General features: G+C 68.6%; 5 protein-coding genes. All 5 read right to left on the reverse strand.

Annotation, left to right across the window (positions count from 1 at the left end; translation table 11 throughout):
- Positions 1-13 precede the first annotated feature (13 nt).
- The 5 genes from AC5LXK_RS34135 to AC5LXK_RS34155 all read right to left on the reverse strand — a co-directional run bounded on the left by AC5LXK_RS34135 (position 14) and on the right by AC5LXK_RS34155 (position 24,856).
- Complete coding sequence (locus AC5LXK_RS34135) at positions 14-670, reverse strand: glycosyltransferase family 25 protein (protein WP_493395028.1); 657 nt, start codon at positions 668-670, stop codon at positions 14-16.
- Entirely contained in the window at positions 667-10,164 is a 9,498-nt protein-coding gene (locus tag AC5LXK_RS34140; protein ID WP_493395029.1) for an amino acid adenylation domain-containing protein, read from the reverse strand. The genes AC5LXK_RS34135 and AC5LXK_RS34140 overlap by 4 nt, the downstream gene beginning before the upstream one ends.
- Positions 10,165-10,251: 87 nt before the next feature.
- A complete protein-coding gene (locus AC5LXK_RS34145; protein ID WP_493395030.1) occupies positions 10,252-19,341 on the reverse strand; it encodes an amino acid adenylation domain-containing protein in 9,090 nt (3,029 codons plus the stop codon).
- On the reverse strand, positions 19,338-23,252 hold the full coding sequence (locus AC5LXK_RS34150; RefSeq protein WP_493395031.1) for an amino acid adenylation domain-containing protein: 3,915 nt from the start codon (positions 23,250-23,252) through the stop codon (positions 19,338-19,340). The genes AC5LXK_RS34145 and AC5LXK_RS34150 overlap by 4 nt, the downstream gene beginning before the upstream one ends.
- Positions 23,240-24,856, reverse strand: a complete 1,617-nt coding sequence (locus AC5LXK_RS34155) for an MBL fold metallo-hydrolase (protein ID WP_493395032.1) — start codon at positions 24,854-24,856, stop codon at positions 23,240-23,242. The genes AC5LXK_RS34150 and AC5LXK_RS34155 overlap by 13 nt, the downstream gene beginning before the upstream one ends.
- Between the last annotated feature and the right edge of the window lie 10 nt (positions 24,857-24,866).

Here is a 24,866-nt window from a genome sequence, read left to right on the forward strand (position 1 = left end):
TGGGCCGCAGGCGTTACCAGCCATCCGGAATGGGCATGGAATAGGTCAGCGGCTTTTCCGGCATGACTTCATCCATGATGTCGGAGTAGCCGGACTCCTGTCCGACCAGGTTCGGCTCGAAGCAGTAGCAATTGAACGTCTGCTGCAGCACGAGGTTGTTGCGGTCGTTGATGGCCGGCGGGTGTTCGTTGATCGCGATGAACGCGTCGTAAAGCGAGTTCCTGACCACGTACGCATGCGCGGTGAGCGTCTCCACGGTCTTCACGACGTTCGGTGCGACGGGAACGGGCGGCGCGAAGTGGTACGCGCCCAGAAACAGCATGTGCCAGTCGTCCGGCACCTGCGTGATGAACTCGGGGAAGCGCGCGGCGAAATCGGCGGCGAAGAACGCGTCGTCCTCGAAGATCAGCACTTCGCTCGCGCCGTCGGCCTTCGCCTGTTTCACGGCGGCGAGATGGCTCATCGTGCAGCCGTAGTCCTGCGGGCGCATGTGGCTCAGGGATTCCGGCACGCTCACGAGCCTGGCATCGACCGCGGGCAGCCGTTCCACCGTGAGGATGTCCTGTTCGGCGAATTTTCGTTGCATCGCGTCCCAGCGGTCGGGACGGCGGTCCAGGTTGATGCAGACCTTGCGGGCGAAAGTGTTGTCGATCGTCGGCGTGGATTTCATGAGGGCTGTTTTTCCAGAAACTGATTGACATGGGCAGCGAGGACACTCGCATGCGGATCGAGCAGCATGGTCAGGTGGTCGCCGGGGACGTCCGTCACCTCGACGGGGAGCGCCGAGAAGCGGGGCCACCCCCAGGCCGGATCGAGGCGGAGCTGCGCGATCTCGGGCGACGGATCGTAGTCGCCGGGATCGCGCTCGGTACTGCGGAACAGTGCGATCGGCACGGGCAGCGGGGACGCCTGCGGTGCGTAATGCGACTTGAAGTTGGCCTGATAGACGCGCAGATAGGCGCGCAGGCGGTCGGGTCCGGCGTCCGCGAACCAGCTGCCGCGGGCGCCGATCCGCTCGAGGATCAGGCCGGCCTGGCCGTCGGGATCGAGCGGAACGAGGTCGTCTCGCGTCACCTGAAGGTCGGTCCCGAGGAAGGTGCCGATTTCGTGGGCGATCGCGACCAGCCATTCGGTGTCATCCCAGTCCCGCCAGTAGGTGGCGGCCGGGCCGTCGACGGGCGCGGACGCGTCGAAGATCGCCAGCAGTTTCACGACCGCGCCCTTCGCGACGAGCTGCCGGCTCATTTCGAGCGCCACGTGCGCGCCGAACGAGTGGCCCGCGAGGTAGTAAGGGCCCGCGCCCACCAGCGGCCAGATGCGTTCGATATGACGGGCCGCGATGTCTTCCACGCGGGTGAGCGGCAGGCAGGTGCCGTCGAGGCCGAGTGCTTCCAGCCCGTGGATCGCGTGGGCTCCGGCCAGGTGGTTCGCGAGCGGGTGGAAGTAGACCACGTTCCCGCCGGCGCCCGGCAGCAGGAAGAGCGGCGCGGCGGGACCGCCGTCGCGGATCGGCACGAGTCCGCCGGTGGGCGCTGACGGTTCTCGCGTCGCGAGCGCCGCCGCCAGTTTCTCGATCGTCGGATTCTCGAAGAGGCAGGAAATCGGCAGCCGGCGATCGAACGCCTTCTCGACGTTGGCCATCAGCTGGATCGCGATGATCGAGTGACCGCCGAGATCGAAGTAGTTGTCGCTGACCGTGATGTCGTCGCGCTTGAAGATCCGCTGCCAGATCTCCAGCAACGTGCGCTGGTCCGCCGTCGGCGCGACGGCGCATGCGGCCGGGCCGGTGTCGGGCCGGACGGCTGGGGCGGCGTGATCGGCCGCGCCGCGCGGCACGCCCGGCTGGCCGCCGGCGGCCGGCGCGTCGGCGAGCTGGCCGGTCAACTGGTCCGGCTCGGCGGCGAACCGTTCCAGCAACGCGCGGAGAGTGCCCAGCATCTGCCGCACCACGTCGGGCGCGACACGGTGCGCATCGTGCGAAATCTCGAAGCCGATGCGCGCGTTCGGATGCACGGTTAGCGTCAGCGGGTAATTCGATTCCGCGAAGGCGCGGGTGTCGAGGATCTCGATGTCGTCCGGCCCGAGATCGGGGGCGGCGGCAACCGGGAAGTTCTCGAACACCAGCAGGCTGTCGAACAGGCTGTCGCGGGCACCCAGCTCGCTCCATGACTGGATGTCGACCAGCGAGCTGTACGAATGCGGCTCCATGGCCGCCTGCGCGGCATGGACCGCCGTCAGCCATTCGACGAACGGGCGCTCCGGCGCGATGCGCAAGCGCAACGGCAGCGTGTTGATGAACAGCCCCACGATCGACTCGACGCCGTCGAGCATCGGCGGGCGACCGGACACGGTGACGCCGAAGACGACGTCGTCCGTGCCGGCGTGGCGTCGCAGCACCAATGCCCAGACGGCGCGTATCAGGACGTTGAGGGTAAGGCGATGGGTGCGCATGAGCGCATGCAGCCGCGCGGTCAGGGTTTCGTCGAGCAGGAATTGCTGGGTCCTGCGCGCGGCGTCGCCGGCGACCTGCCGGGCCGGACTGGCCGCGATCGGCGTGGCGGCGCGGAACCCGGCCAGCTCGGCGCGCCACCAGGCTTCGTCGGCCGAGCGGGGATGATGCGCGAGCCAGTCGATGTACGTGCGGTAACCCGGCGCGGGTGCCGCGACCACGGGCGCGCCGGTGCGGACGATCGACAGGTAGTCGTCGAACACTTCCTTCATCAGGGTCGCGGTGCTCCAGCCGTCGAGAATGATGTGGTGCGCGCTCCAGCAGAAGCGATGGCGCATATCCGTTTCCTGGATCAGCGTGCAGCGGAACAACGGCGCGCGCTGAAGATCGAAGCCGCGCTGCCGGTCCTCGGCGAGGAACGCGTCGAAGTCCTGCGCGCGGCGGGACGCGTCGCGGGAACGCCAGTCGAGGCATGTCCACGGCAGGTCGACCGCGCGCAGCACGGTCTGGACGGGCTGATCGCGATTGGCCCACGCGAACGCGGTGCGCAACACGGGATGGCGTTCGAGCGCATGGGCCCACGCCTGCCGGAGCGCCGGCACCTCGAGCGGCCCGCTGACGACAAAGCTGAACTGCTGGAAATAGGCGGCGGGATCCAGGTCGTACAGCGAATGGAACAGAATGCCCTGCTGCAGCGACGAGAGCGGGTAGCTGTCGTCGACGTCGTCCCATGCGGTATCGGAGACGGACGCCGCGAAGTCGAGCAACCGGTCCTTGAAGTGCGCGGCCAGGTTCTCGACCGTCTGCCGCCGGTGGAGCCGCTCGCCGTAGCGCCAGTCCACCTGAAGCCTGCCGTCGGCAACGGCGGCGACGATCTCGAACGCATGCGTGCGCTGCTCCCGTTCGGCGCGCAGCGAACCGAGATCCTCGGTGGCCGGACGCCAGCCATCGGATTGCTGCAGCACGCTGTCGAGCTGCCCGTGATAGTTGAAGAGGATATCGGCCTTCGGCAGCGCGGCGAGGCTGTCGCGCACCGCGTCGTCGGGGCTCAGGTAGCGCAGCAGCGAATAGCCGAAGCCGTCGGCCGGAATGTCGCGCAACTGCTGCCGTGCGGTGCGCAGCGCTTCCTCCGGCGTGTGCCACGCGTCAGCCTCGAGCACGACCGGGTAGATGGACGTGAACCAGCCCACCGTCCGGGTGAGGTCGAACGGCGCATCCGATACGTGGCGGCCGTGGCTTTCGAGATCGATCCGGGTGCGGGCGTTGCCGGTGACCATGCTGCAGGCTTGCGCCAGCGCGGCGAGCAGCACGTCGTTGATGCGGGTGTCGTAGGCCCGCGGCAGCCGGCGCAGCAATGCGGTCGTGGCGGCTTCGTCCAGCTCGAACGACACCGATGCCGCGTCGCCCACCGCGTTGTTGTCCCCGTTGCCGGCCCCGCGCGCGGCCGGATAATCGACCGGCATCGGTTCGACGGGCTGCGCGACGAGGGTGTGCCACAGGCAGGCTTCGTCGCCGATGGCCGGCGACCGGCTCAATTGCTGCAGATGCATGGCCCATTCGCGGAACGACGTCGTCTTCCCGGGCAACGGCTCGCCGTGGTAGGCGGCATGCAGATCCTCGAGAAGCACGCGCCATGACACGCCGTCCACCGCCAGGTGGTGGATCGACACGAACAGGCGGGCGAGCGGCTCGCCGGCCATGCAGAAGAGCCGGGCTGCCAGCAGCGGGCCGTGCGTGATGTCGATGCCGCGTTCGGCTTCGGCAGCTGCCGCGCGCATCGCCGCCAGCCGCTCGCCGGCGTCGCCGGTGATCTCCTGCTTCGCGAAGCACGCCGGCACCTCGCCGCCGGCGACGATTTCCTGGGTCCAGCGGCCCGCGTCGTGCGAGAAGCGCAGGCGCAACGCATCGTGATGTTCGTGAACTTGCCGGAATGCGTCGGCGAGCCGCGACGCGTCGATATCCGCCGGCACCTGGATCAGGACCGTCTGGTTGTACTGCGACGGCGCGTCCGTCTCCTGCTCGAAGAACCAGTGCTGCACCGGGGTGAGCGGCGCATCGCCCAGCGGGCTGACGCTCGGCGCATGCGTCGCCCGTTCGTCGGGCGCGGCGGCCAGCTGCGCGATCGTCTGGTACTGGAACAGCTGTTTCGCCGTCACACGCAATCCGGCCCGGTTGGCGCGCGCGATCACCTGAATGCTCAGGATCGAATCGCCGCCCAGTTCGAAGAAATTGTCGTGGATGCCGACGGAAGGCAGTTGCAGCACGTCCTGCCAGATCGAGGCCAGCAGGATTTCCCGGGGCTTGACGGCCGGCGCGTGCGGCCGGGCCGCGTCGATCGTGTCGGCGGGCGCGGGCAACGCCTTGCGATTGATCTTGCCGTTGGGCAGCATCGGCAACGACGCCAGCGCGACGAACTGCGACGGCACCATGTAGTCCGCGAGCTTGCCGCCCAGATAGTCGCGAAGATCGGCGATGTCCGGCGTGGCAGCCGCGACATACGCGATCAGGAACGTTCGGATTCCTTCTGTTTTGGCGATGACGACACAGTCGTCGACCGACGGATGCGTACGCAGCGCGGCTTCGATTTCGCCCGGCTCGATACGCAGGCCGCGCAGCTTGATCTGGTGGTCGATGCGACCGAGGAATTCGATGTTGCCGTCGGCGCGGTAGCGCGCCAGATCGCCGGTGCGATAGAGGCGCGCCTGCGGATCGCTCGAGAACGGATCGGCGATGAACTTCTCGGCGCTCAGTTCGGGTTCGCCGTGGTAGCCGAGCCCGACCGGCGTACCGCCGATCAGCAGTTCGCCGGCCACGCCGAGCGGGGTGGGCTGCATCTGCGCATCGACGATGTAGAGGCGGGTGTTGGCGATGGGCCGCCCGATCGGGACGATGCGGTGCAGGTCATCGCGCCGGCACTCCCATGCGCTCACGTCGACGGCGGCCTCGGTGGGGCCGTAGAGGTTGGTCAGCGCGACGTCGAGGCGCTCGAAGCAGCGCTGCTGCAGGTCGTGGGGCAGGGCCTCGCCGCTGCACACGACGCGGCGCAGCGACGCGCAGTGCGCGTCGAGGTCCGGCTGGTCGAGGAAGGCGCGCAGCATCGACGGCACGAAGTGAATCGTGGTGATCCGTTCGCGCTCGATGAGTTCGACCAGATAGTCGGTCTCGCGCTGTCCGCCGGGGCGGGCGAACACGAGTCGCGCGCCAGTGACGAGCGGCCAGAAGAATTCCCAGACGGACACGTCGAAGCTGAACGGGGTCTTCTGCAGGACGGCGTCGTCTGCGTCGAGCGCGTAGGCCTGCTGCATCCACAGGATGCGGTTGGTGATCGCGCGGTGCGCGTTGAGCGCACCCTTGGGTCGGCCGGTGGAACCGGACGTGTAGATCATGTAGGCGAGGTTGTCGCCGGTCAGATCAGGCTCGGGGTTGGCCACCGCATCGGGATCGAGGGCAAGCGCATCGGAATCGACGACGATCAGCGCGGCGTCGGTATCGGGCAGCGCGGCTAGCAGATGCTGCTGGGTGAGGATCCAGCGCAACTGCGCGTGGTCGATCATGAAGCGCACGCGCTCGGCGGGGTAGTCGGGATCGACGGGGACGTAGGCGCCGCCGGCCTTGAGGACCGCAAGGAGCGAGACGATCATGTCGAGCGAACGCTCCATCGCGACGCCGACGAGGGCATCGGGCCCGACGCCGAGCGCGATGAGCCGGTGCGCAAGGCGGTTGGCGCGGACGTTGAGTTCGGCGTAGGTGAGCGTGTCGTTGTCGTAGACGGCGGCGACGGCATCAGGCGTGCGCTCGACCTGCTGTTCGAACAGTCGATGCAGCGGCTGTGCGGCGGCTGCGCCGAAATCCGTTTCGGTCCGGTTCCATTCGACGGTCAGCAGGTTCCGCTCGGCTTCGCTCGTCAGCGGCAGCCCGCCGAGCGGCCGGTCCGGATCGGCGATCACGGCATCGACGAGCGCACGGAAGTGTTCCGCCATGCGATCGATTGTGGCGGCGTCGAACAGGTCCAGGTTGTATTCCAGCGAGCCTGCCAGGCCGTCGTCGGCATCCTGGATATGGAGTGTGAGGTCGAACTTCGCGGTGTGGGTCTCCACCGCTACCGGCGTCGCCACGAGACCGGGGAAGCTCACCGTCTCGGGCTGCGCTTTCTCGTACGCGAACACGACCTGGAAAACCGGCGTGCGGCTCAGGTTGCGTTCCAGATCCAGCGAGTCCACCACCTGTTCGAACGGAATTTCCTGGCGGCTGTAGCCGTCCAGCGCGACGCGCTTCACGCGCGCCAGCAGTTCGCCGAAGGTCGGGTTGCCCGACAGGTCCACGCGCAGCGCGAGCATGTTCGCGAAGAAGCCGATCAGCGGCTCGGTCATGCTGGAGCGCCGATTGGCGATCGGCGACCCGATGACGAGGTCCTGCTGGTTGCTGTACCGCGACAGAAGCAGCGCATACGCGGCGAGCACGACCATGAACGTGCTGGTGCCGGACGCGCGCGCGATCGCGCGCAGGCCTTCGGCACGCTCGCCGTCCAGCCGGAACGGCAGCACCGCGCCGCGGAACTGCTGGATGGCGGGCCGGGGACGGTCGGTGGGCAGCGCGATCAGGTCCGGCGCGTCCGTCAGCGCCGCGCTCAGGAGCGCCAGCTCCCGATGCGTATCGGTGGACGCCAGGCGCTCGTACTGCCACACGGCGTAGTCCGCGTACTGGATCGGCAGTTCCGGCAGCGACTCGCCCGCATAGAGCGCGGCCAGCTCACCGATGAGGATGCCTGACGACCACGCATCCGAAACGATGTGATGCATCACGATGCCGAAGACGTGCAGGCGCTCGTGCACGCGATACAGCACGACGCGGTAGAGCGGCCCGGCGGCGAGATCGAACGGGCGGTCGGCTTCTTCGGCGAGCAGCGCGAGCACGTCGGACTCGCTGGCGACGTCGACGACGTCGAGCGCGACCGGCGCTGGCGGGGCGATGCGCTGGACGCCGAGGCCGTCGATGGCCGGAAACGTCGTGCGCAGGATCTCGTGACGCCGGCTGATCCCGGACACGGCAGCTCGCAGGCGCGCGACGTCCAGTTCGCCATCGAAGCGCAGCGCGCTCGAGATGTTGTACGCGGCCGACGGGCCTTCCAGTTGCGCGAGGAACCACAGGCGCTGCTGCGGAAAGGACAGCGGCAGGTCGTTCGCGCGTGAGCGGGGCACGATGTTGCCGGCCGTCGAACCGGCGTGGGGCGACGACGCCTCGATCAGGTCGGACACCGCGCCGATGGTCTGGAGTTCGAAGATCGCGTCGATGCCGATCTCGACGGAGAAGCTGCCCCAGATTCTCGACACCAGCTGCATGGCCTGCAGCGAATCGCCGCCGTAGTCGAAGAAGCGGCCGGCGAGATCGACGGCCGGGTTGTCGAGCACGTCGTGCCAGATGCGCAACAGTTCGAGCTGGACCGGCGTGGCGTCGGGGCTGGCCGCGTCGGGCGCGGCGGCCGGCTCCATGGCCAGCAGCGCCGGGCGATCCAGCTTGCCGTTGGCGTTGAGCGGGAATTCGGCGATCGGGACGATGTCGGACGGGACCATGTAGTCCGGCAGTTTCCCGGCGAGGAACGCCCTGAGGTCCGGCACGTTCAGATTGTCGGATCCCTTGACGTAGGCCGCCAGCTTGCGCACGCCGTGGGCGGATTCGCGCAGCATGACCGCCGCGCCGACGACCGCCTCGTGCGCGGTGATCGCGGCCTCGATCTCGCCGAGTTCGACCCGATGCCCGCGAATCTTGACCTGGTCGTCGACGCGTCCATAGCACTGGATCCGTCCGTCGGGCAGCCAGCGGCCGATGTCGCCGGTGCGATAGATGCGCTGCTCGCCGGGGAACGGATGCTCGACGAATTTCGCGGCGGTGACGTCGGGGCGCTGGTGATAGCCGCGCGCGAGGCCGGCGCCGGCGAGGCAGATTTCCCCCGGCACGCCGAGCGGGACCGGCCGCAGGGCTTCGTCGAGCATGTACACGCGGGTGTTGGCGATCGGCCGGCCGATCAGCACCGAAGCCGGCACGTCCTCGACGCGCTCGACGATGCAGCCGACCGTCGCCTCGGTGGGGCCGTACTCGTTGTAGATTTCGATCGCCGGATCGATCTTCCGCAGCGTGGCGATATGCTGGGGCGCCAGTTCCTCGCCGCCGACGATCACCTTGCGCACGCCGGAGCGTGCGAGGTTCATGTATTCCAGCAGGTGGATGTGGGTCGGCGTGAGCTTGAGGGTGTCGACGCCGCTGCCGGGCTGGAACATCCGGGCCAGGATGGTGTCGATGCTTTCCGACTGCGGATAGATGCGCAGCGTCTTGCCGCGCACCAGCGGGCAGAAGACGTTGGTCAGCGTGAAATCGAAGCACAGCGAGCTGTACAGGCCGAAACTGCCGGCCGTGCTTTCCGGAAAGTAATACCCGGCGGCCCACGCGATGTAGTGGGCCAGGTTCCGGTGCTCGAGCAGGCAGCCTTTCGGTCGCCCGGTCGAACCGGACGTATAGATCACGTAGGCAAGGTGCGCCGGCTCGATGCGGCACGGCGGATTGTCCGGCAGCGGCGGCCAGTTGGGGAGCTCCTGATCCAGCAGCAGCGTCACGCCGGAGAATTCGTACCACTGCGCCAGTTGGCTCGATTGGGTCACCAGCAGCGACAGGCCGGTGTCGCCGAGGATGTGATTGATCCGCTCGGCCGGATAGGCCGGGTCCAGCGGCACGAACGCCGCCCCCGCCTTCAGGATGCCGAGAATCGCGACGATCATCCACTCGGAACGTTCGAGCATGATGCCGACCAGCGATTCCGGCCCGACGCCGTGATGTTCGCGCAACTGATGCGCGAGGCTGTTGGCCCGGGCATTCAGGTCGGCGTAGGTCATCAGCGAACTGTCGGTGACGAGGGCCGGTGCGGTCGGCGTACGGGTGACCTGCGCTTCGAACATGTCGACGACCGTCGGGTGGCGGGGGCCGGCCGCCGCGGTTTCGTTGAAGGCGGCCAGCCGCCGGCGTGCGTCCGGCGGGCTCGCGTCGATGTCGCCCACCGGCTGGTCGAGGTGTTCGAATGCCTGCAGCACCGCGGCGAGGCTGCCCGCGAAGCCGTCCATGACGAAAGGCTCGATCGCGCCGGCATGACGGATCTCGATTTCGCCGCGCGCGAGCCGCAGGTGCAGCTGCAGGTCGTCGTCCTGCGCCGTCGGTGCGCGGTGTACCCGATCGTCCGCCAGCGACACCTTCGTGAGCTGTGCGAGCGCCAGATTCTTTTCGTTGCGCACCAGCGTTTCCAGCGGGAAATGCGGCTCGGCATAGCTGTCTTCGACGATTCCCGCCACGCGCGACAGGTAGTCCTCGATGCGCTCCTCGGGGCGGACCTCGATGATCAGCGGGATGGTGCCGGCCCCGGCCGGCGCGTGCCCGGCGAGCGCTGGCGTGCCGAGCACCGTGACGGGCGTCCGGAAGGTCTGCCAGAGCAGGAACGCAATGCCCGCCGCCGTGACGGTGAATTCGGCAAGCTCGTCGTCGCCGATGCGCCGCAGCAGGTCGAGCGACGCGGGCGTGAGCGGCACCGTGCGGGACAGCAGGCGGCCCGGTTGCGGATTGGGGGCGTGTGCGGCGATCCGGTAGGCGCCGGTGACGAGCGCAAGGCTGTCGCGCCAGAATCGCGCGGTGTGCGCATAGCGATGGTCGGTGACCAGCACGTTATTGTCTTGCACGGGAAACTCCTCGATACGTTTTGTTCACCTGAATCAACCTGAAGCCGGGCGCATGGCGCCCGTTGCGCGGACCTCGACCGGGCCGCCTCACGATTTCTCCTCGAGCGCATCGTCGGCGGTGACTTCGGGCGCGCGCTTCAGGCGCAGGCCGACCCGGATGCGCGGGCCGGCGGCGGGCGCATCGCCGGAGAGCGGGATGCGATCGACCGGCATGGCCGGATCGCGACGGAACACGTCGTGGATCGCGAGCAGCCGGTCGCGCATCGCGGCGATGGTCGCGGGGCGGAACAGGTGAGCGTTGTAGATCAGCTGGATGACGTGCCGGCCATCGCTTTCCACGACCTGGAACGACAGGTCGAACTTGGCCGTGGTGTCCGCCGGCGAGCGGTCCGTGATGCGCAGGCCGGGCTGCGGCGCCGGCATCGAAATGGCGTTCGCCTGAATGTCGAAGATCGGGAAGTGGCCCGTCGGCGTGCGAATCTTCAGGTCTTCCAGCAGCGCATCGAACGGATAGGACGCATGCGCCAGCGCGTCGGTGGACGCTTTCGCCACGGCGTCGATCACCGCTTCGACGGTCGCGGCCGGCCGCACCGGGACGCGGAGCACGATCGTGTTGAGGAACACCCCGATCTGCGATTCGAGTTGTTCGCTGTCGCGTCCGGCCGACACGCTGCCGATGACGATGTCCTCGCGCCCCGTGTAGCGGTGCATCAGCACGCAGAACGACGCGAGGAGCACCGTGTAGAGCGACGTGTGGCGCGCGCGGGCCAGCGCCGCGAGGCCTGCTGCTTGCGGTTCCGACAATTCGACTTCGAGTGTCTGCCCGGCATGGCCGGGCCGCTCGGGACGCGGGAAATCCGACGCCAGTTGCAGCCGGGGCAGCGGCGACGCCAGTTGCCCGAGCCAGTACGCGCGATGCGCGGCGGCACGCGGGCCTTCGAGGCTCGCGTTGTGCCACGCGGCGTAGTCGCGATACTGGATCGACAGCGGCGGCAGGTCGTGACCCGCATACAGCGCCTGCAGATCGTCGGTCAGCACGCGCAGCGACCACGCATCCGAGATCACGTGATGCATGTTCAGCAGCAGCAGGTGATGCGTCGGCGAGCGCCGGACCAGCTTCACGCGAAACAGCGGCCCCGACGCGAGATCGAACGGCTGCGCGCCTGCCGCGCGAATCAGCGCATCGACGGCGTGCGGCCCGGCATCGTCCGCGAGCTCCGTTTGTTCGACCCGGAATCCGGATGCGTCGCGGGTGAGGATGCGTTGCCGCAGCTCGCCTTCGATCATCGCAAACACGGTGCGCAGGCTCTCGTGGCGATCGACCAGCGCGTCGAACGCCTGGACGAGGCGCGCCGTGTCGAGCGCGCCGTCCAGCTGCAGCGCGCCTGCCATGTCGTACGTGGACGGATCCGCGCTGCGGCTGGCGAGCCAGATCCGCTTCTGTGCGCGAGACACCGCGTAGGACGGTTGCGCCGCCAGCGCCGGGATCGGCGCGTCGCCACCGGTGCTGTCGGCCGGCATGGAGGCGAGCTTCCGGGCGAGGGCACGCGGCGACGGCGCATGGAAGATATCGGCGACCGCGACGTCCAGTTTCAACTCGCGCCGGATCCGGCTGACCATCTGGATCGCCTTCAGGCTTTGGCCGCCATGCTCGAAGAAATCGTCGTCGACGCCGTTCGGCCGGTGGCCGAGCACCTCGGCGAAGATGCGCAGCAGCGCCGCCTCGACGGGTGTCTGCGGTTCGGCCCGCACGCCGTCGGATACGACCGCTGCCGCATCCGGGAGCGGCAGCGCGGCGCGGTTGATCTTGCCGTTCGGCATGACGGGCAGCGCCGGCAACAGCATCACGGTGTCGGGCACCATATGCGCCGGCAGCGTGTCGCGCAGCGCGTCGCGCACGCGTTGGGGCGTCCAGCCGGTGCCCGATGCGTAGCCGCACAGGGTCGTGCCCGCGTCCGGCGCCTGTCGGGCGACCACGACGGCATGGGAGATGCCGGCGAGACCCGTCAGCGCGGCTTCGATTTCCCCGAGCTCGATGCGATAGCCGCGGATCTTGACCTGGAAGTCGCGGCGGCCGAAGAAGTGGAGATTGCCGTCCGCGTCGAAGCAGCCGATGTCGCCGGTGCGGTACAGGCGTGCGCCCGGCTCCGGGTTGAACGGATCGTCTCGGAACACCGCCCGGGTGCGCGCTTCGTCGAACAGGTAGCCGCGCCCGACGCCGGTTCCCCCGATGCAGATCTCGCCCTTGACGCCGGCCGGGCACGGATTCATGTCGGCATCGACGACGTAGAGGCGCAGGTTCTCGATCGGGCGGCCGATCGGAATCGCCGTCAGGTCCGGCGCGCACGTCATGCTGTAGTGCGCGACGGAGTCCGACGCTTCGGTCGGCCCGTAGGCGTTGATGAGCCTGACCGCAGGATTCAGGCGGAACCATGCTTGCGCGGACGCGGGCTGCAGGGTTTCGCCGATCGTCAGCAGCGTGTCGAGGTGCGGGAACGCCGGCGCCGGGTGCCGTTCCAGCTCGCCGAGAAAGGTCGCCAGATAGGACGGCACGAACTGCATCGCCGTGATGCGGTCCTGGTGAAGCGCGTCGATCAGGTGCGCGGGCTCGAGGATGACTGCATCGGGATAGATCACCGTGGCGCCGCCCGACGCCAGCGCCGCGAAGCACTGCCAGACCGAGATGTCGGAGCAGTGCGAAGCGGTCTGGGCCACCGCGCTCCCTGCGCCGAGCCCGACCCTGCGCGCCATCGCGAGCACGTGATTGAGCATGCCGCGATGCTCGACCATCGCGCCTTTCGGCTGGCCGGTCGAACCCGACGTGAAGATCACGTAGGCGAGATCCGCGGGCCGGCAACGCGCCGCCGGCGCATCGGCATCGCGATGCCCGGGCAGGCGCGCGGGATCGACCAGCGGGATCGACGCCAGCGACGGCGGCGGCACGCAGTCCGTCGCGACGATCAGGGCCGGCCGGGCCAGCGTCAGGATGGTCTCGACGCGCTGGGCCGGATAGGCCGGATCGACGGGAACGTACGCCGCGCCGCACTTCCAGATGGCCAGGATCGTTTCCAGCATCAGCGGCGAGCGCGGCATCCAGACGGCGATCCGGTCGTCCGGCGGGATCGGCGCGACGCGCAGAAGATGCGCGGCGATCCGGTTGGCGCCTTCGACGAGATCGCGGTAGGTGCGGACTTCCGTGCCGCACCGCACCGCGATGCGCTCGGGGTGCGCGGCGGCGACGGCGTCGATCAGTTCGGGCAGCGTCCGGTCGGACGGAATCGGCGCGAACGTATCGTTCCAGCCCAGCACGAGGGCGTCGCGCTCCGCGGCGGCGAGGAGCGCGACGCTGCGGTTCGGGCGATCTTCCGCGCCGGCCAGGCCGACGAGCAGCGTTTCGACATGACGCAGCAGGCGGACGATCGTGTCGCGATCGAACCGGCCGTCGTCGTACAGCACCTGCAGCGACAGGCGCTTGCCCGGCGTCACGACCAGCGTCAGCGGGTAATTGTTCGGATCGGCCACCTGGAATTCGCCGATCCGCAGCCCGGGCAGCGCATCGGCCAAGGCGTCCTCGACCGGATAGTTCTGGAAGATGAGCAGGCTTTCGAAGAGCGGCACGCCGGGCGGCAGGCCGGCGAATTTCTGGATGTCGGCCAGCGGATAGTGCGCATATTCCTCCTGCCGTGCGAGATCCATCTGCAACTGCGCGAGCCACTCGGACGTCGGGCGCGCATCGATGCGGACCCGCACCGGCAGCGTGTTGATGAACAGCCCGACCATCTCGTCCGACGCCGGCAGCGACGCCGGGCGACCGGACACGATCGTGCCGAACACGACGTCCGCTTCGCCGCTATAACGAGCCAGCAGCTGCGCCCACGCGCCCTGCGCGAGCGTGTTGAGGGTGAGGCGCCGGGTTTGCGCGAACGCGACGAGCCGTTGTGTGTCGTTTTCGGAGAGCAGCAGCGGTTCTTCGACATAGGCGCCCGGCGCGGCCGTGCCGTCGAGTTCCGGGCGTCCCAGCACGAGCGGCGTCGTCGCCGGGAAATCCGCCAGCTTCGTCTTCCAGAAGCGTTCCGCGACGGCCGCGTCCTGGCGCGCCAGCCAGCGCACGTAGTCGGCGAAGGCCGGCGGCGCGTCCTGCGCCGGCGCACCTTCGGCCGACGGCGCCTGATACGCGGCGGCCACCTCGCCCAGGAGCCGGGCGGAGCTCCACCCGTCGAGCAGGATGTGGTGATGGCTCCAGTGGAAGCACCAGGCGTGATCGCCCACGCGGAACAGCGCGACGCGCATCAGCGGCGCCCGGGTGAAGTCGAAGCCGCGTGAGCGGTCCTGCGCGTCGTAACTTGCCCGATGCCGATCGGCCTCCGCGGCGGACGCCGCGCGCAGGTCTTCCTCGTGCCACGGCAGGTCGACACGGCGATGCACGACCTGCACGGGGCTGTCGAGGTCTTCCCAGTGAAACGACGTTCGCAAGATGTCGTGCCGCTGCGCGACGGTATCCCACGCGCGGCGGAACCGGTCGACGTCGAGCGCGCCGTCGATACGGAAATTCAGGCTGCTGAAGTACGCGTCCGACGCGGGTTCGTACAGCCCGTGGAACAGCATGCCCTGCTGGGTCGGCGTCAGCGCGTAGACGTCGGCCACCTCGTCCGGCGCGACCGCGGCCGGCACCTGCGGCAGGCCGGCTGCGGGCCGGACCGACGCGGACGGAACGGCAGGGCCGGCGACCAGGGATTCGAGCGCCGCGAGGTACGCGTGCGCGACGCGCCGGATCGTGTCCGTGTCGTGGCAGGCCCGGCTGAATTCCCACGCAACGTGCAGGCGGTTGCCGCTCACGTAGGCGTTGATGTCGAGCAGGTGTTCGCGCCGCTGGTTCGCATGGCGGCCGTCCCCGCTCGGCTCGGTCGCCTGTTTCCAGTCGCGTGCGGCGGCGAACAGCTGGTCGGTCTGGCCGAGGTAGTTGAACAGCAGTTGCGGCTGCGGTGCCGGCGCGTCGAGCCGGTTCTGCAGCAGTCCGTAGCTGATGCCTGCGTTCGGCACGGCGCGCAGTCGCGCCTTGACCGCCGCGACCAGGCGGGCCGGATCGTGCGGGCCGGCCTCGACCGTCAGCGCGACCGGGAAGACGGACGTGAACCAGCCCAACGTGCGCGAGATGTCGAGATCGTCGATCAGTTCTTCGCGCCCGTGCGCTTCGAGATCCAGCAGGACGTCGGCGCATCCGCTCCAGTCGCTGACGGCACGCGCGAGCGCGGCGAGCAGCACGTCGTTGATCTGCGCGTCGTAGGCCCGGGGCGCGGCGCCCAGCAACGCCGTCGTCGCGGCTTCGCCCAGCTCGACCACGATCGTTTCGGCGGACGACACGGTATTGGCGTCGGCCGGCGCCGCGCGATCGAGCGGCAGGCCGGGCAGGCCGGCGCGCGCGAGGGCCTGCCAATGGGCGAGATCGGTGTCGGCGGTGCCGGCGTCGGCCCAGGTCGAGATCGCGCGGGTCCACGCGGTCCACGTCGCGCTGCCGCCCGCAAATTCGGGTGCCTTGCCGTTGCGCAGGCGGGTGTAGGCGTCGTACAGGGTTTCGAGCAGCGCGCCCCACGACACGCCGTCGACGACCAGATGATGCGCAACCAGCAGCAGGCGCAGCGAGCGGCCTTCGTCGAGGCGGAACAGGTCCGCGCGCACGACGGGGCCGTCCGACAGATTCAGGCTCGCATGTGATTGCGCGACGTGCTGCGCGAGCTGGTCGCGCGCAATGTCGAACACGCCGACGGGCACCTCGGGATCGTCGACGACTGCCTGGATCCAGCCGGACTCGCCCGCGCGAAAGCGCAGCCGCAGCGCATCGTGCCATTTGACCGCGTGCCGCAACGCCTGGCGCAGCAGGACCGGATCGAAATCCGCCGGGACGTCGAGCAGGACCGCCTGGTTGTACTGGTCCGGGTCGACCTTGCGCTGCGCGAAGAACTGTTTCTGGATCGGCGTCAGCGGCAGCGGCCCGGACGACGCGACGAACTCCGCCGCGCCGGCCGTGCCGCGCGTGGCCACGGCGGCGAGCTCGGCAACCGTCGGATGCTGGAAGATGAGCCGGGTCGTGAGCTTCAGGCCCGCCTTGGCGGCCAGCGACACGATGCGCATGCTGAGAATCGAATCGCCGCCCAGCGCGAACAGGTTGTCGTGGACGCCGGGCGCCGGAATGCCCAGCGCTTCTCCCCAGATGCGGCACAGCAGCGTCTCGGTGGGCGTGCGGGGCAGGGTCGGCGTGTGTGCCGCCGCCGACAGCCGCGCCCGGTCCAGCGGCGGCAGCGCCTTGCGGTCGATCTTGCCGTTGCCGCTCAGGGGCAGCGCGTCGAGCACCACGTAGATGGCGGGCACCATGTAGTCCGGCAGCGTGGCGGACAACGCCGCGGCAATCGCGGCATCGCTCAGCGACGCGCCGTCGCGGAACGCGACATACGCGCACAGCGCGGCGCGGCCGGCCTCGTCGCGATAGTCGAGCGCGGCCGACTGGCGGATTTCCGGAAGGGCGGCCAGCGCGTTGTCGATCTCGCCGAGCTCGATGCGGTAGCCGCGGATCTTCAGTTGGTGATCCTTGCGGCCGTGGAGCACGATCGTGCCGTCGGGGAGATAGCAGCCGATGTCGCTGGTGCGGTACAGGCGGACGCCGCGCTCCGGATGGAACGGATCCTCGACGAAAGCCTCCCGCGTCGCGGCTTCGTTGTTCAGGTAGCCGCGGCCGACGGCGATGCCGGACACGCACAGTTCGCCGGGGATCCCGATCGGGCACAGGTTCATCTGCGGATCGACGACGTAGAGGCGCACGTTGCGGATCGGCTTGCCGACCGGGACGTAAGGTGTGGTCGGCGCGCACGTCATGCGGTGCTGCGCGACGTCGTCGGACGCTTCCGCCGGGCCGTAGGCGTTCACCAGCGCGATGTCCGGGAACACGTCGAACCACTGTTTCACCAGGGCCGGGCTGACCATCTCGCCGGTGACGAGCAGGTGCCGCAGGTGCTGCATCAGCGCCGGCCGTTCCGACGCGCGGTCGAGCACGGCGGACAGATACGACGGCACCAGTTCGAGGATGCTGACCCGGGTGGCTTCCAGGGTCGCGACGAACGACGCCGGATCGCGAATGCATTCGTCGTCGACGATCACGGTCTTGCCGCCGGCGAGCGGCGCCGTGAAAAATTGCCAGACCGAAATGTCGAAGCAATGCGGCGCGGTTTGCGCGATCACCGACGACGCCGAGATCGAAAACTCGTCGATCTCGGCGAGCATGTGATTCAGCATGCCGGCGTGCTCGACCATCGCCCCCTTGGGCTTTCCGGTGGAGCCGGACGTGTAGATCACGTAGGCGAGGCTGCCGGGCAAGACGGGGCGGCCGGGATTGGTGTCGTCGCCGGAATCGGCGGCGTCGTCGAGCGTCACGACCGGCGCAAGCGCGGCCAGCTCGGGCGGCAGCAGGTCGTCGCAGGTGATCACGAGGGCGGCGCCGGAATCGTCGAGAATGGTGCGGATACGGGCCGGCGGATAGTCGGGGTCGATCGGAATATAGGCGGCGCCGCACTTCCAGACGGCGAGGATCGCTTCCATCAGGCGTGCCGACCGGCGCATGCAGATCGCGACCAGCGCGTCCGGCCCCAGCTCGGCGGCGGCCAGCAGGCGGTGAGCGAGACGGTTGGCGCGCGCGTTCAGTTCGCCGATGCTCAGGATGCCGTCGCGGGACTCGACCGCCACCCGCCCGGGGTGGTCGGCGGCGGCCTGTTCCAGGCGATGCACCACGGTGTGTGCGGCGTCGAACGGCACGGCGGTGTCGTTGAACGTGTCCAGCAATTGCCGGCGTTCGGCCTCGGGCAGGATCGACAGGCGGCCGAGCAGCCGGTTCGGGTCGGCTGCGAACGCATCGAGCGTCGTGGCCACGTGGCCCAGCATGCGCTGCATCGTGTCTTCATCGAAGCGGCGCGGATCGAACGACAGCTCCATCTTCCAGTCGTCGCGCGCCGTCACCACGAATTCGAGCGGGATGTCGGCGCGGTTGTACAGCTCGACCTCGTCGACCGCGAGCCCGTGCGCGCCGTGCGTCAGCGACGCATCCAGCGGGTAATTCATGAACGTGATGTTGCTCTCGAACAGCGGCGTCGTCAGCGGCACTTCGCTGCAGCGCTGAATGTCGGGCAACGGGGTGTGCTCGAACGGTGCGCGGGCGGCCACGCGCGCCTGGATCATCTTCAGCCACGGCACCAGCGGCTGCCGCGGGTCGACCCGCACCCGCACCGGCACCGTGTTGATGAACAGGCCGAGCATGGTTTCGATCCCCGGCAGGTTGGCGCCCCGGCCGGACACGACGGCGCCGAACACCACGTCGGTCTCGCCGCTGTAACGCGACAGCACGAGCGCCCACGCCGCTTGCGCGAGGGTATTGAGGGTGACGTGATGGCGGGCCGCGAATTGCCGCAGGCGCGCGCTCAGGTCGGCCGACAGGTCGGCCTGCACTTGCGCGAGGCCCTGGCCGAAACGCTCGCCCGTTTCGGCGCGCGCGGCCGTGGGCAGCGGGGTCGGCGAGTGGAACCCTTCGAGATAGCGCGCCCAGTATTGCTGCGCGGCTTGCGGCTCGCGCTGCTGCAGCCACTGGATGTAGTCGCGATAGGGGCGCACCGCGGGGAGCGTCGGCGGCACGCCTTGCACGAGCGCGCCATAGGCCTCGAAGATCTCCTCGATCACGAGCGACAGGCACCAGCCGTCGGCCAGGATGTGATGGTGGCTCCAGCTGAACAGGGATGCGTCTTCGGCGACGCGCACCAGGCGGCAGCGCACGAGCGGCGCACGATCGAGCGCGAAGCCTTCGGCCAGGTCGTTTTCGAGGTGCGCACGCCACCGCGTGCGCTGTTCGTGGTCCGGCAGGTCGCGCCAGTCGTCCTGCACCCACGGCAGCGTGGCGTGCGCATGCACGACCTGCATCGGCTTGTCGAATTCTTCCCAATGGAACGACGTTCGCATCACCGGATGCCGGTCGACGAGCTGCTGCCATGCGGCTTGAAACAGCACGGGATCGAGGTCGCCGGTGATCCGGCAACCGAGCTGGTTGAAGCTGCTTCTCGTGCCGGGCGAGTGCACGGCATGAAAGAGCATCGCCTCCTGCATCGGGGAGAGCTCGTAGATATCGGCGATGGTGGGGGATGTCACGATTTGATCCTTGATACGAGTGCGTCCAGCGCTGCCTGGCTGATGCGCGCGGCCGGAAAGTCCGACGGGCTCAGCCCGCTCGAGCCGTCGCCGCTCGCCGCGACGATCGACAGCAGACGGCTGCGGTAGCTGTGCGTCAGCTGTTCGATGACGCCGGGTGCGCAGGCCTCGCGGTTGTAGCGCCAGGTCAGGCGCAGGCACCCGTCGAACACCATGCCGTCGATCTCGAACAGATGGCCGCGCCGCGCGCGCGGGCTGTGCTCGGGACTCTGGAAGTCGAGCACCGGCTTCCAGCCCGTGTCGTCCGCCAGCACGCGATCGACCTGGCCGAGATAGTTGAAGCGCACCGGCGCCGGCGGCTGCCGTTCCAGTGCCGCCGCGATGCCGGCGTCGCGGCCGAGGTAGCGGGCGACGCCGTAGCCGAGCCCGCGCATCGGCACCGCGCGCAGCTGCTCCTTGACGTGGCGCAGCGCCTCGACCGCCCCGGTGGCGTCGCCGGCGTTCAGGAACACCGGGTAGTGCGTGGTGAACCAGCCGATCGTGCGCGACGTATCGACGCCGTCGAAGAGATCTTCGCGGCCGTGGCCTTCGAGTTCGACGCGGAGCGTCGCGTTGCCCGTCCAGTCGCCGAACGCGAGCAGCAGGGCCGTCAGCAGCACTTCGTTGATCTGGGTATTGAACGCGCGCGGCACGTCCTGCAACAGCGCAAGCGTCTGCCGGGCGTCGAAGTCGACGACCGTCGTGCCGGCTTCGCCGACGGTGCCGACCGGCATGTCGTCGAAACATGCTTGTTCGTCGGTGTTGGCCCGCAGCCAGTAGTCCAGCCCGTCGGGCGCGGTCGCGCCGAATTCGGACAGCCGCGTCGACCAGTCGCGCCAGGCCGTCGTCCTGGCCGGGAGCTGCACCGCTTCGCCGGCTTCGAGCTGCCGGCACGCGGCGTACAGGTCTTCGAACAGGATGCGCCACGACACGCCGTCGATCACCAGATGGTGCGCGACCACGAGCAGGCGCTGCGGCGTGTCGGGGCCGAACCGGAACAGGTGCGCGCGCAGCAGCGGCGGCGCCGACAACGTGAAGCTTTCCTGCATGTCGCTGGCAGTTGCGAGCATGGCCGCCTGCCGTGCGGCGGGCGCCATGTCCGCCAGCGACGTGACGCCGAGCGGAATCGCCAGCGGCGGCGCCGCATGCGATTGTTGCCACACGCCGGCGACGCGCTCGAACCCCAGCCGCAGCGCGTCATGATGGGTCGCGACGGCCGCCAGCGCATGCTCGAGCACGTCCGGCCGCAGCGACGCGGGCACCTCGATCAGGGTTGACTGGTTGTAGTGGTGCGGATCCGCCACGTCCTGCGCGAAGAACCAGTGCTGGATCGGCGTCAGCGAGGCAGGGCCGACCACCGGCTCCTGCGAAATCCGGATCGACGGCGCTTCCACCGCCACCGCGGCGAGCCCGGCGATGGTCGGATGCGCGAAGAACTGGTCGGCGGTGAATTTGAGGCCGACCTGCTGGGCCAGCGACATCACCTGGATGATCAGGATCGAATCGCCGCCGAGTTCGAAGAAATTGTCGTGCACGCCGATCGGCTCGCGGCCCAGCACCTCGGACCAGATCTTGCCCAGGCGCGCTTCGACGTCGTTGGCCGGTGCGGCGTATGCGGTTGCGCTCGGCACGGGCGCCAGCTCCAGCGCGGCGAGCGCCTTGCGGTCGGGCTTGCCGTTCGGCGTCAGCGGCAGGCGCTCGAGCGTCACGATCGACGCCGGCACCATGAACTCTGGCAGGCGCGTCTTCAGATGTTCCCGAAGGACGGCGACGCTGGCCGTCGTCGTCGCGACGCAGGCGACCAGCTGCTTGTGCTGCGGCGTGTCCTCGCGCACGAACACGAGCGCGTCGGCGACGTCGGCATGCTGCCTGAGCGCCGCTTCGATTTCGCCCGTCTCGATGCGATAGCCGCGAATCTTCACCTGCGTGTCGCGGCGCCCGGTGACTTCCAGGTTGCCGTCCGGCAGCCAGACGCCGAGGTCGCCGGTGCGATAGAGGCGCTCGCCCGCCTCGAACGGATGGTCGACGAACGCGGCGGCGCTCAGGTCGTCGCGGCCGATGTAGCCGCGCGCCAGCGCGATGCCGGACACGCAGATCTCGCCGGTACATCCGTCGGGCGCCAGCGCGCCGTGCTCGTCGAGCAGGTACAGGTGCGTATTGTGGATCGGGCGGCCGACCGGTAGACGCGCGCCATAGGCGATTGCCGGGTCGACCACGTAGTCCGTGATGCACACGGTGGCCTCGGTCGGGCCGTACGAGTTGTGGCACACGCGGGTCCGCGCCAGCTCGCGCAGATCCGCCGCGCGCGCATTGTCGCCCGCGCTGATGACCCGCTTCACGGTGCCGAGCGCGTGCCAGTCGAGCGACGCGAGATAGGCGGGCGTCGCGTTGACGGTGGTGACGCCCTGCTGCGCAATGTAGTCGACGAAACGCGGCACGTCGCGGATCACGGCGGTCTTCGCCAGCACCAGCCGCGCGCCCGCGAGCAGCGTGACGAACATCTCCATGATCGAGCCGTCGAAGCCCGGCGAGTAGAACTGGACGAACCGGTCGTCGGCATCGAAACCGAAGGCATCCACATGGTATTGCGCCATGTTCAGGAGCCCTGCGTGTTCGAGCACGACACCCTTGGGCACACCCGTGGAGCCGGACGTGTAGATGATGTACGCCGCGTCGCCCGGCGCGACTTCGACCTGCGCCGACGCCGGTGCGGGTTCCAGCGTGTCGAGCTGAAAGTCGAGCGCGAACATCGGGATCGCCCAGAAATCGGCGAGCAACGACAGGTATTCCGAGTTCGTCAGCAGCGCCTTGACCTTCGCGTCCTCGATCATGAAACGCAGCCGTTCCTGCGGAAATTCCGGGTCGAGCGGCAGATACACCGCGCCGGCCTTGAGCGTGCCGAGCATGCCGACGATCCAGCGCGCGGAACGGTCGGCGATCACCCCCACCACGTCGCCGCGTTCGATCGCGTATTCCGCGCGCAGGAAGCCCGCCAGCCGGGAGGCCTGTTCGTCCAGTTCCGCATAGGTCAGCGATGCGTCGGCGGTCACCACCGCGAGGCTGTCCGGCGCGGCCGCGACCCGTTGCGCGAACTGCGCGAGGAAGGTGCCGTCCACCGCAACGGGCGCCGCATGCGCACGCAGGCGCGCGCGCTCGTCGTCATCGAGCAGCGAGACCGTGTCGAGCGGGGCGTCCAGCGTGCCGAAGCCGGCCACGACGTTGCGCAGGTGCCGCGCGACGTGCTGCAGATAATGCAGCGTGAAGACCGTCGGCCGGCCCGTCAGGACGATCTCGTAGCCCGCACGATGCCGGATCTCGATCGACAGGTCGTGGTCCGCGTCCGCCCATGCCTCGTGCAGTCCGTCGAAGCGCACGCCGACGTTGGTCACGGGCCGTTCGCCGCGCAGTTTGTGCGCGAGGGCCGCGACCGGAAAATCCTGATACGAATAGCTGCGCTGGACGCCGTCGCGCACCTGGTTCAGGTAGGCGCGAACCGTGGGGCCGGGCCGGGCGGCGTCGAGCAGCGGGACGCGATCGGTCGAACCGTTCGCGGCTTCGGCGATCAGGCGCGGCGTCTCCACGAACAGGCCGGCCTCGCCGTGGTAGCGCCCGAGCACCCGGAACAGCGCCGCCAGCAGCACGACGAACGCGCCCAGCTCGTTACCGGCCGCGAGCGTCGCCAGCGCCTGCGCCGCGTCGCCGTCGAGCTCGAACGTCAGCGCGGGCGCGGGGCCGAGAGGCAGCGCATACGCCTGCCAAGACTGCTGGAGACGGAAATCTTCGTCGATGCGACCGAGCGCATCGGTCCAGAACGCCAGGTGTTCCTGGTATTGCCCGCTGGTCGAGAGCGCGTTGAGATTCAGTTCTGACAAAGCACGATCTCCCTCGTCGCGTACAGGATTTCGGAAGCGATGCCCTTGGCCTGGCAGTGCGCGACAAACTGGGTGGACTGGATATGGCTCGGCGAGTTTTCGTCGAAGGTGTTGTCGAGGAGGTGGTTGAGCCACGGCTCCTGACCCATCGCGTAGACATACGCCGCGTTGAACGCGAAGTCGTCCACCAGCGCGGCGGCCTCGCCGAACTGGCAGCCCCGCGCCCGGCGCGACTGGTCGATGTCGCGCGGCAGCGCCTTGGGAAACAGCGGTCCGTAGACCCACGACGGCGGCGCGCCTTCGGTTTCCATCCCGACGAACAGCGTGTCCGGCTTGCCTGCAAGGCGGAAGACATGCTCGTAGAGGCGCGGATCCAGGTTGCACGAATCGGCGATGCACAGCACCGAGCGCGTGCCGAAGCGGATCATGAAGCTCTGCTTGCTCTGGATCGCCAGGTCGTTGTGTTCGCCCAGGAACGGAATGGCGGTGATGGCGCCGCCGGACACCTTGATTTCCTCGGCATCCCTGACTTCCAGCACGTCGTCGAAGCCGAGCTTGCGCAACGCGAGCGCCATCGACGGATCTTGCGGAAAACCGTCGAGATTCCTGCCGACCACCACGGTCTTCACCTTGTGGCGAAGCTGCAGCAGCGTTTCGAGCACGATGTGATCGTGATGGCTGTGCGTGATCAGTACATAGTCGATCCGGTCGGGCAAATCCGCGAACGTATAGCGCGGCAGCGCGGTGTCGTAGCCATAGCTGATGATCGGATCGATCAGGATGCTCACGCCGCGGCTCTGTACCAGCAGGCACGCATGGCCGTAGTAGCGGATGCGGATGTCGTCGCCGTCGAACGAACGGTCCGGCTTCGGCGCCGGCGCCTCCTCGGTGAAGAACGTGCGGAACAGCGGCTCGTCCTGCTCCTCCACGCGCATCAGGTCGACGATCTTCGCGTAGCTGCCGGGCGTGTCGCGCATCCGGAACAGCGCGTCGAGCGCGCGATCGTCGAACGCCAGGTTGCAGAACAGCGTGCGCTCGTCGCTGAGCCGCGGCGTGCTGAGAATGAACGGCCGGGGCGTGTTCTCCTCGATCGCCGACAGCGCAATGCTCTGGGCATCGCGCGCATAGAACGGGCTCGCATACAGCAGGCTCTCGAAGAGTCGGAAGGACGGGTTGTGATTCAGGTCGTAATAGATCTCGACATAGCCTTTCAGCACCTCCGGGATCTCGGGGTAGATCGGATCCGACGCCATCCCCTGCGCCTGTTCCAGCAGCAACGTGGAGAACGTCTTGTACGCCTTCGCCAGCTCCAGTTGGCGGGTCGCGCGCCCGGTGGTCTGCTCGATCAGCGCATGGATTTCGTCGACGCGCTTGCCGCCCAGGTCGAGAAACGGGCCGCCGCGCATCGCGGGATCCTTGCAGGCCGCCGCATGCATCATCGGCGATGCGGCATACGACTTCATCAGCGGCAGGAACCGTTCGGCCACGTTGAGGGCGGCCGTCAACGGCGGAAGCGTGTGAAACCACGCGTACCAACCGTTGATCAGCGGTTCGAACTGGATGTTCTGCCGCAGGTAGACTTGTGTGCTGGACGAAATGGTCAACGAAGGCTCC

The sequence above is a fragment of the Burkholderia pulmonis genome, from assembly GCF_984667975.1.

Excerpts from the sequence above, each read along its gene's own strand:
- AC5LXK_RS34135 (WP_493395028.1), bottom strand. The coding sequence starts at position 670 with ATGAAATCCACGCCGACGATCGACAACACTTTCGCCCGCAAGGTCTGC.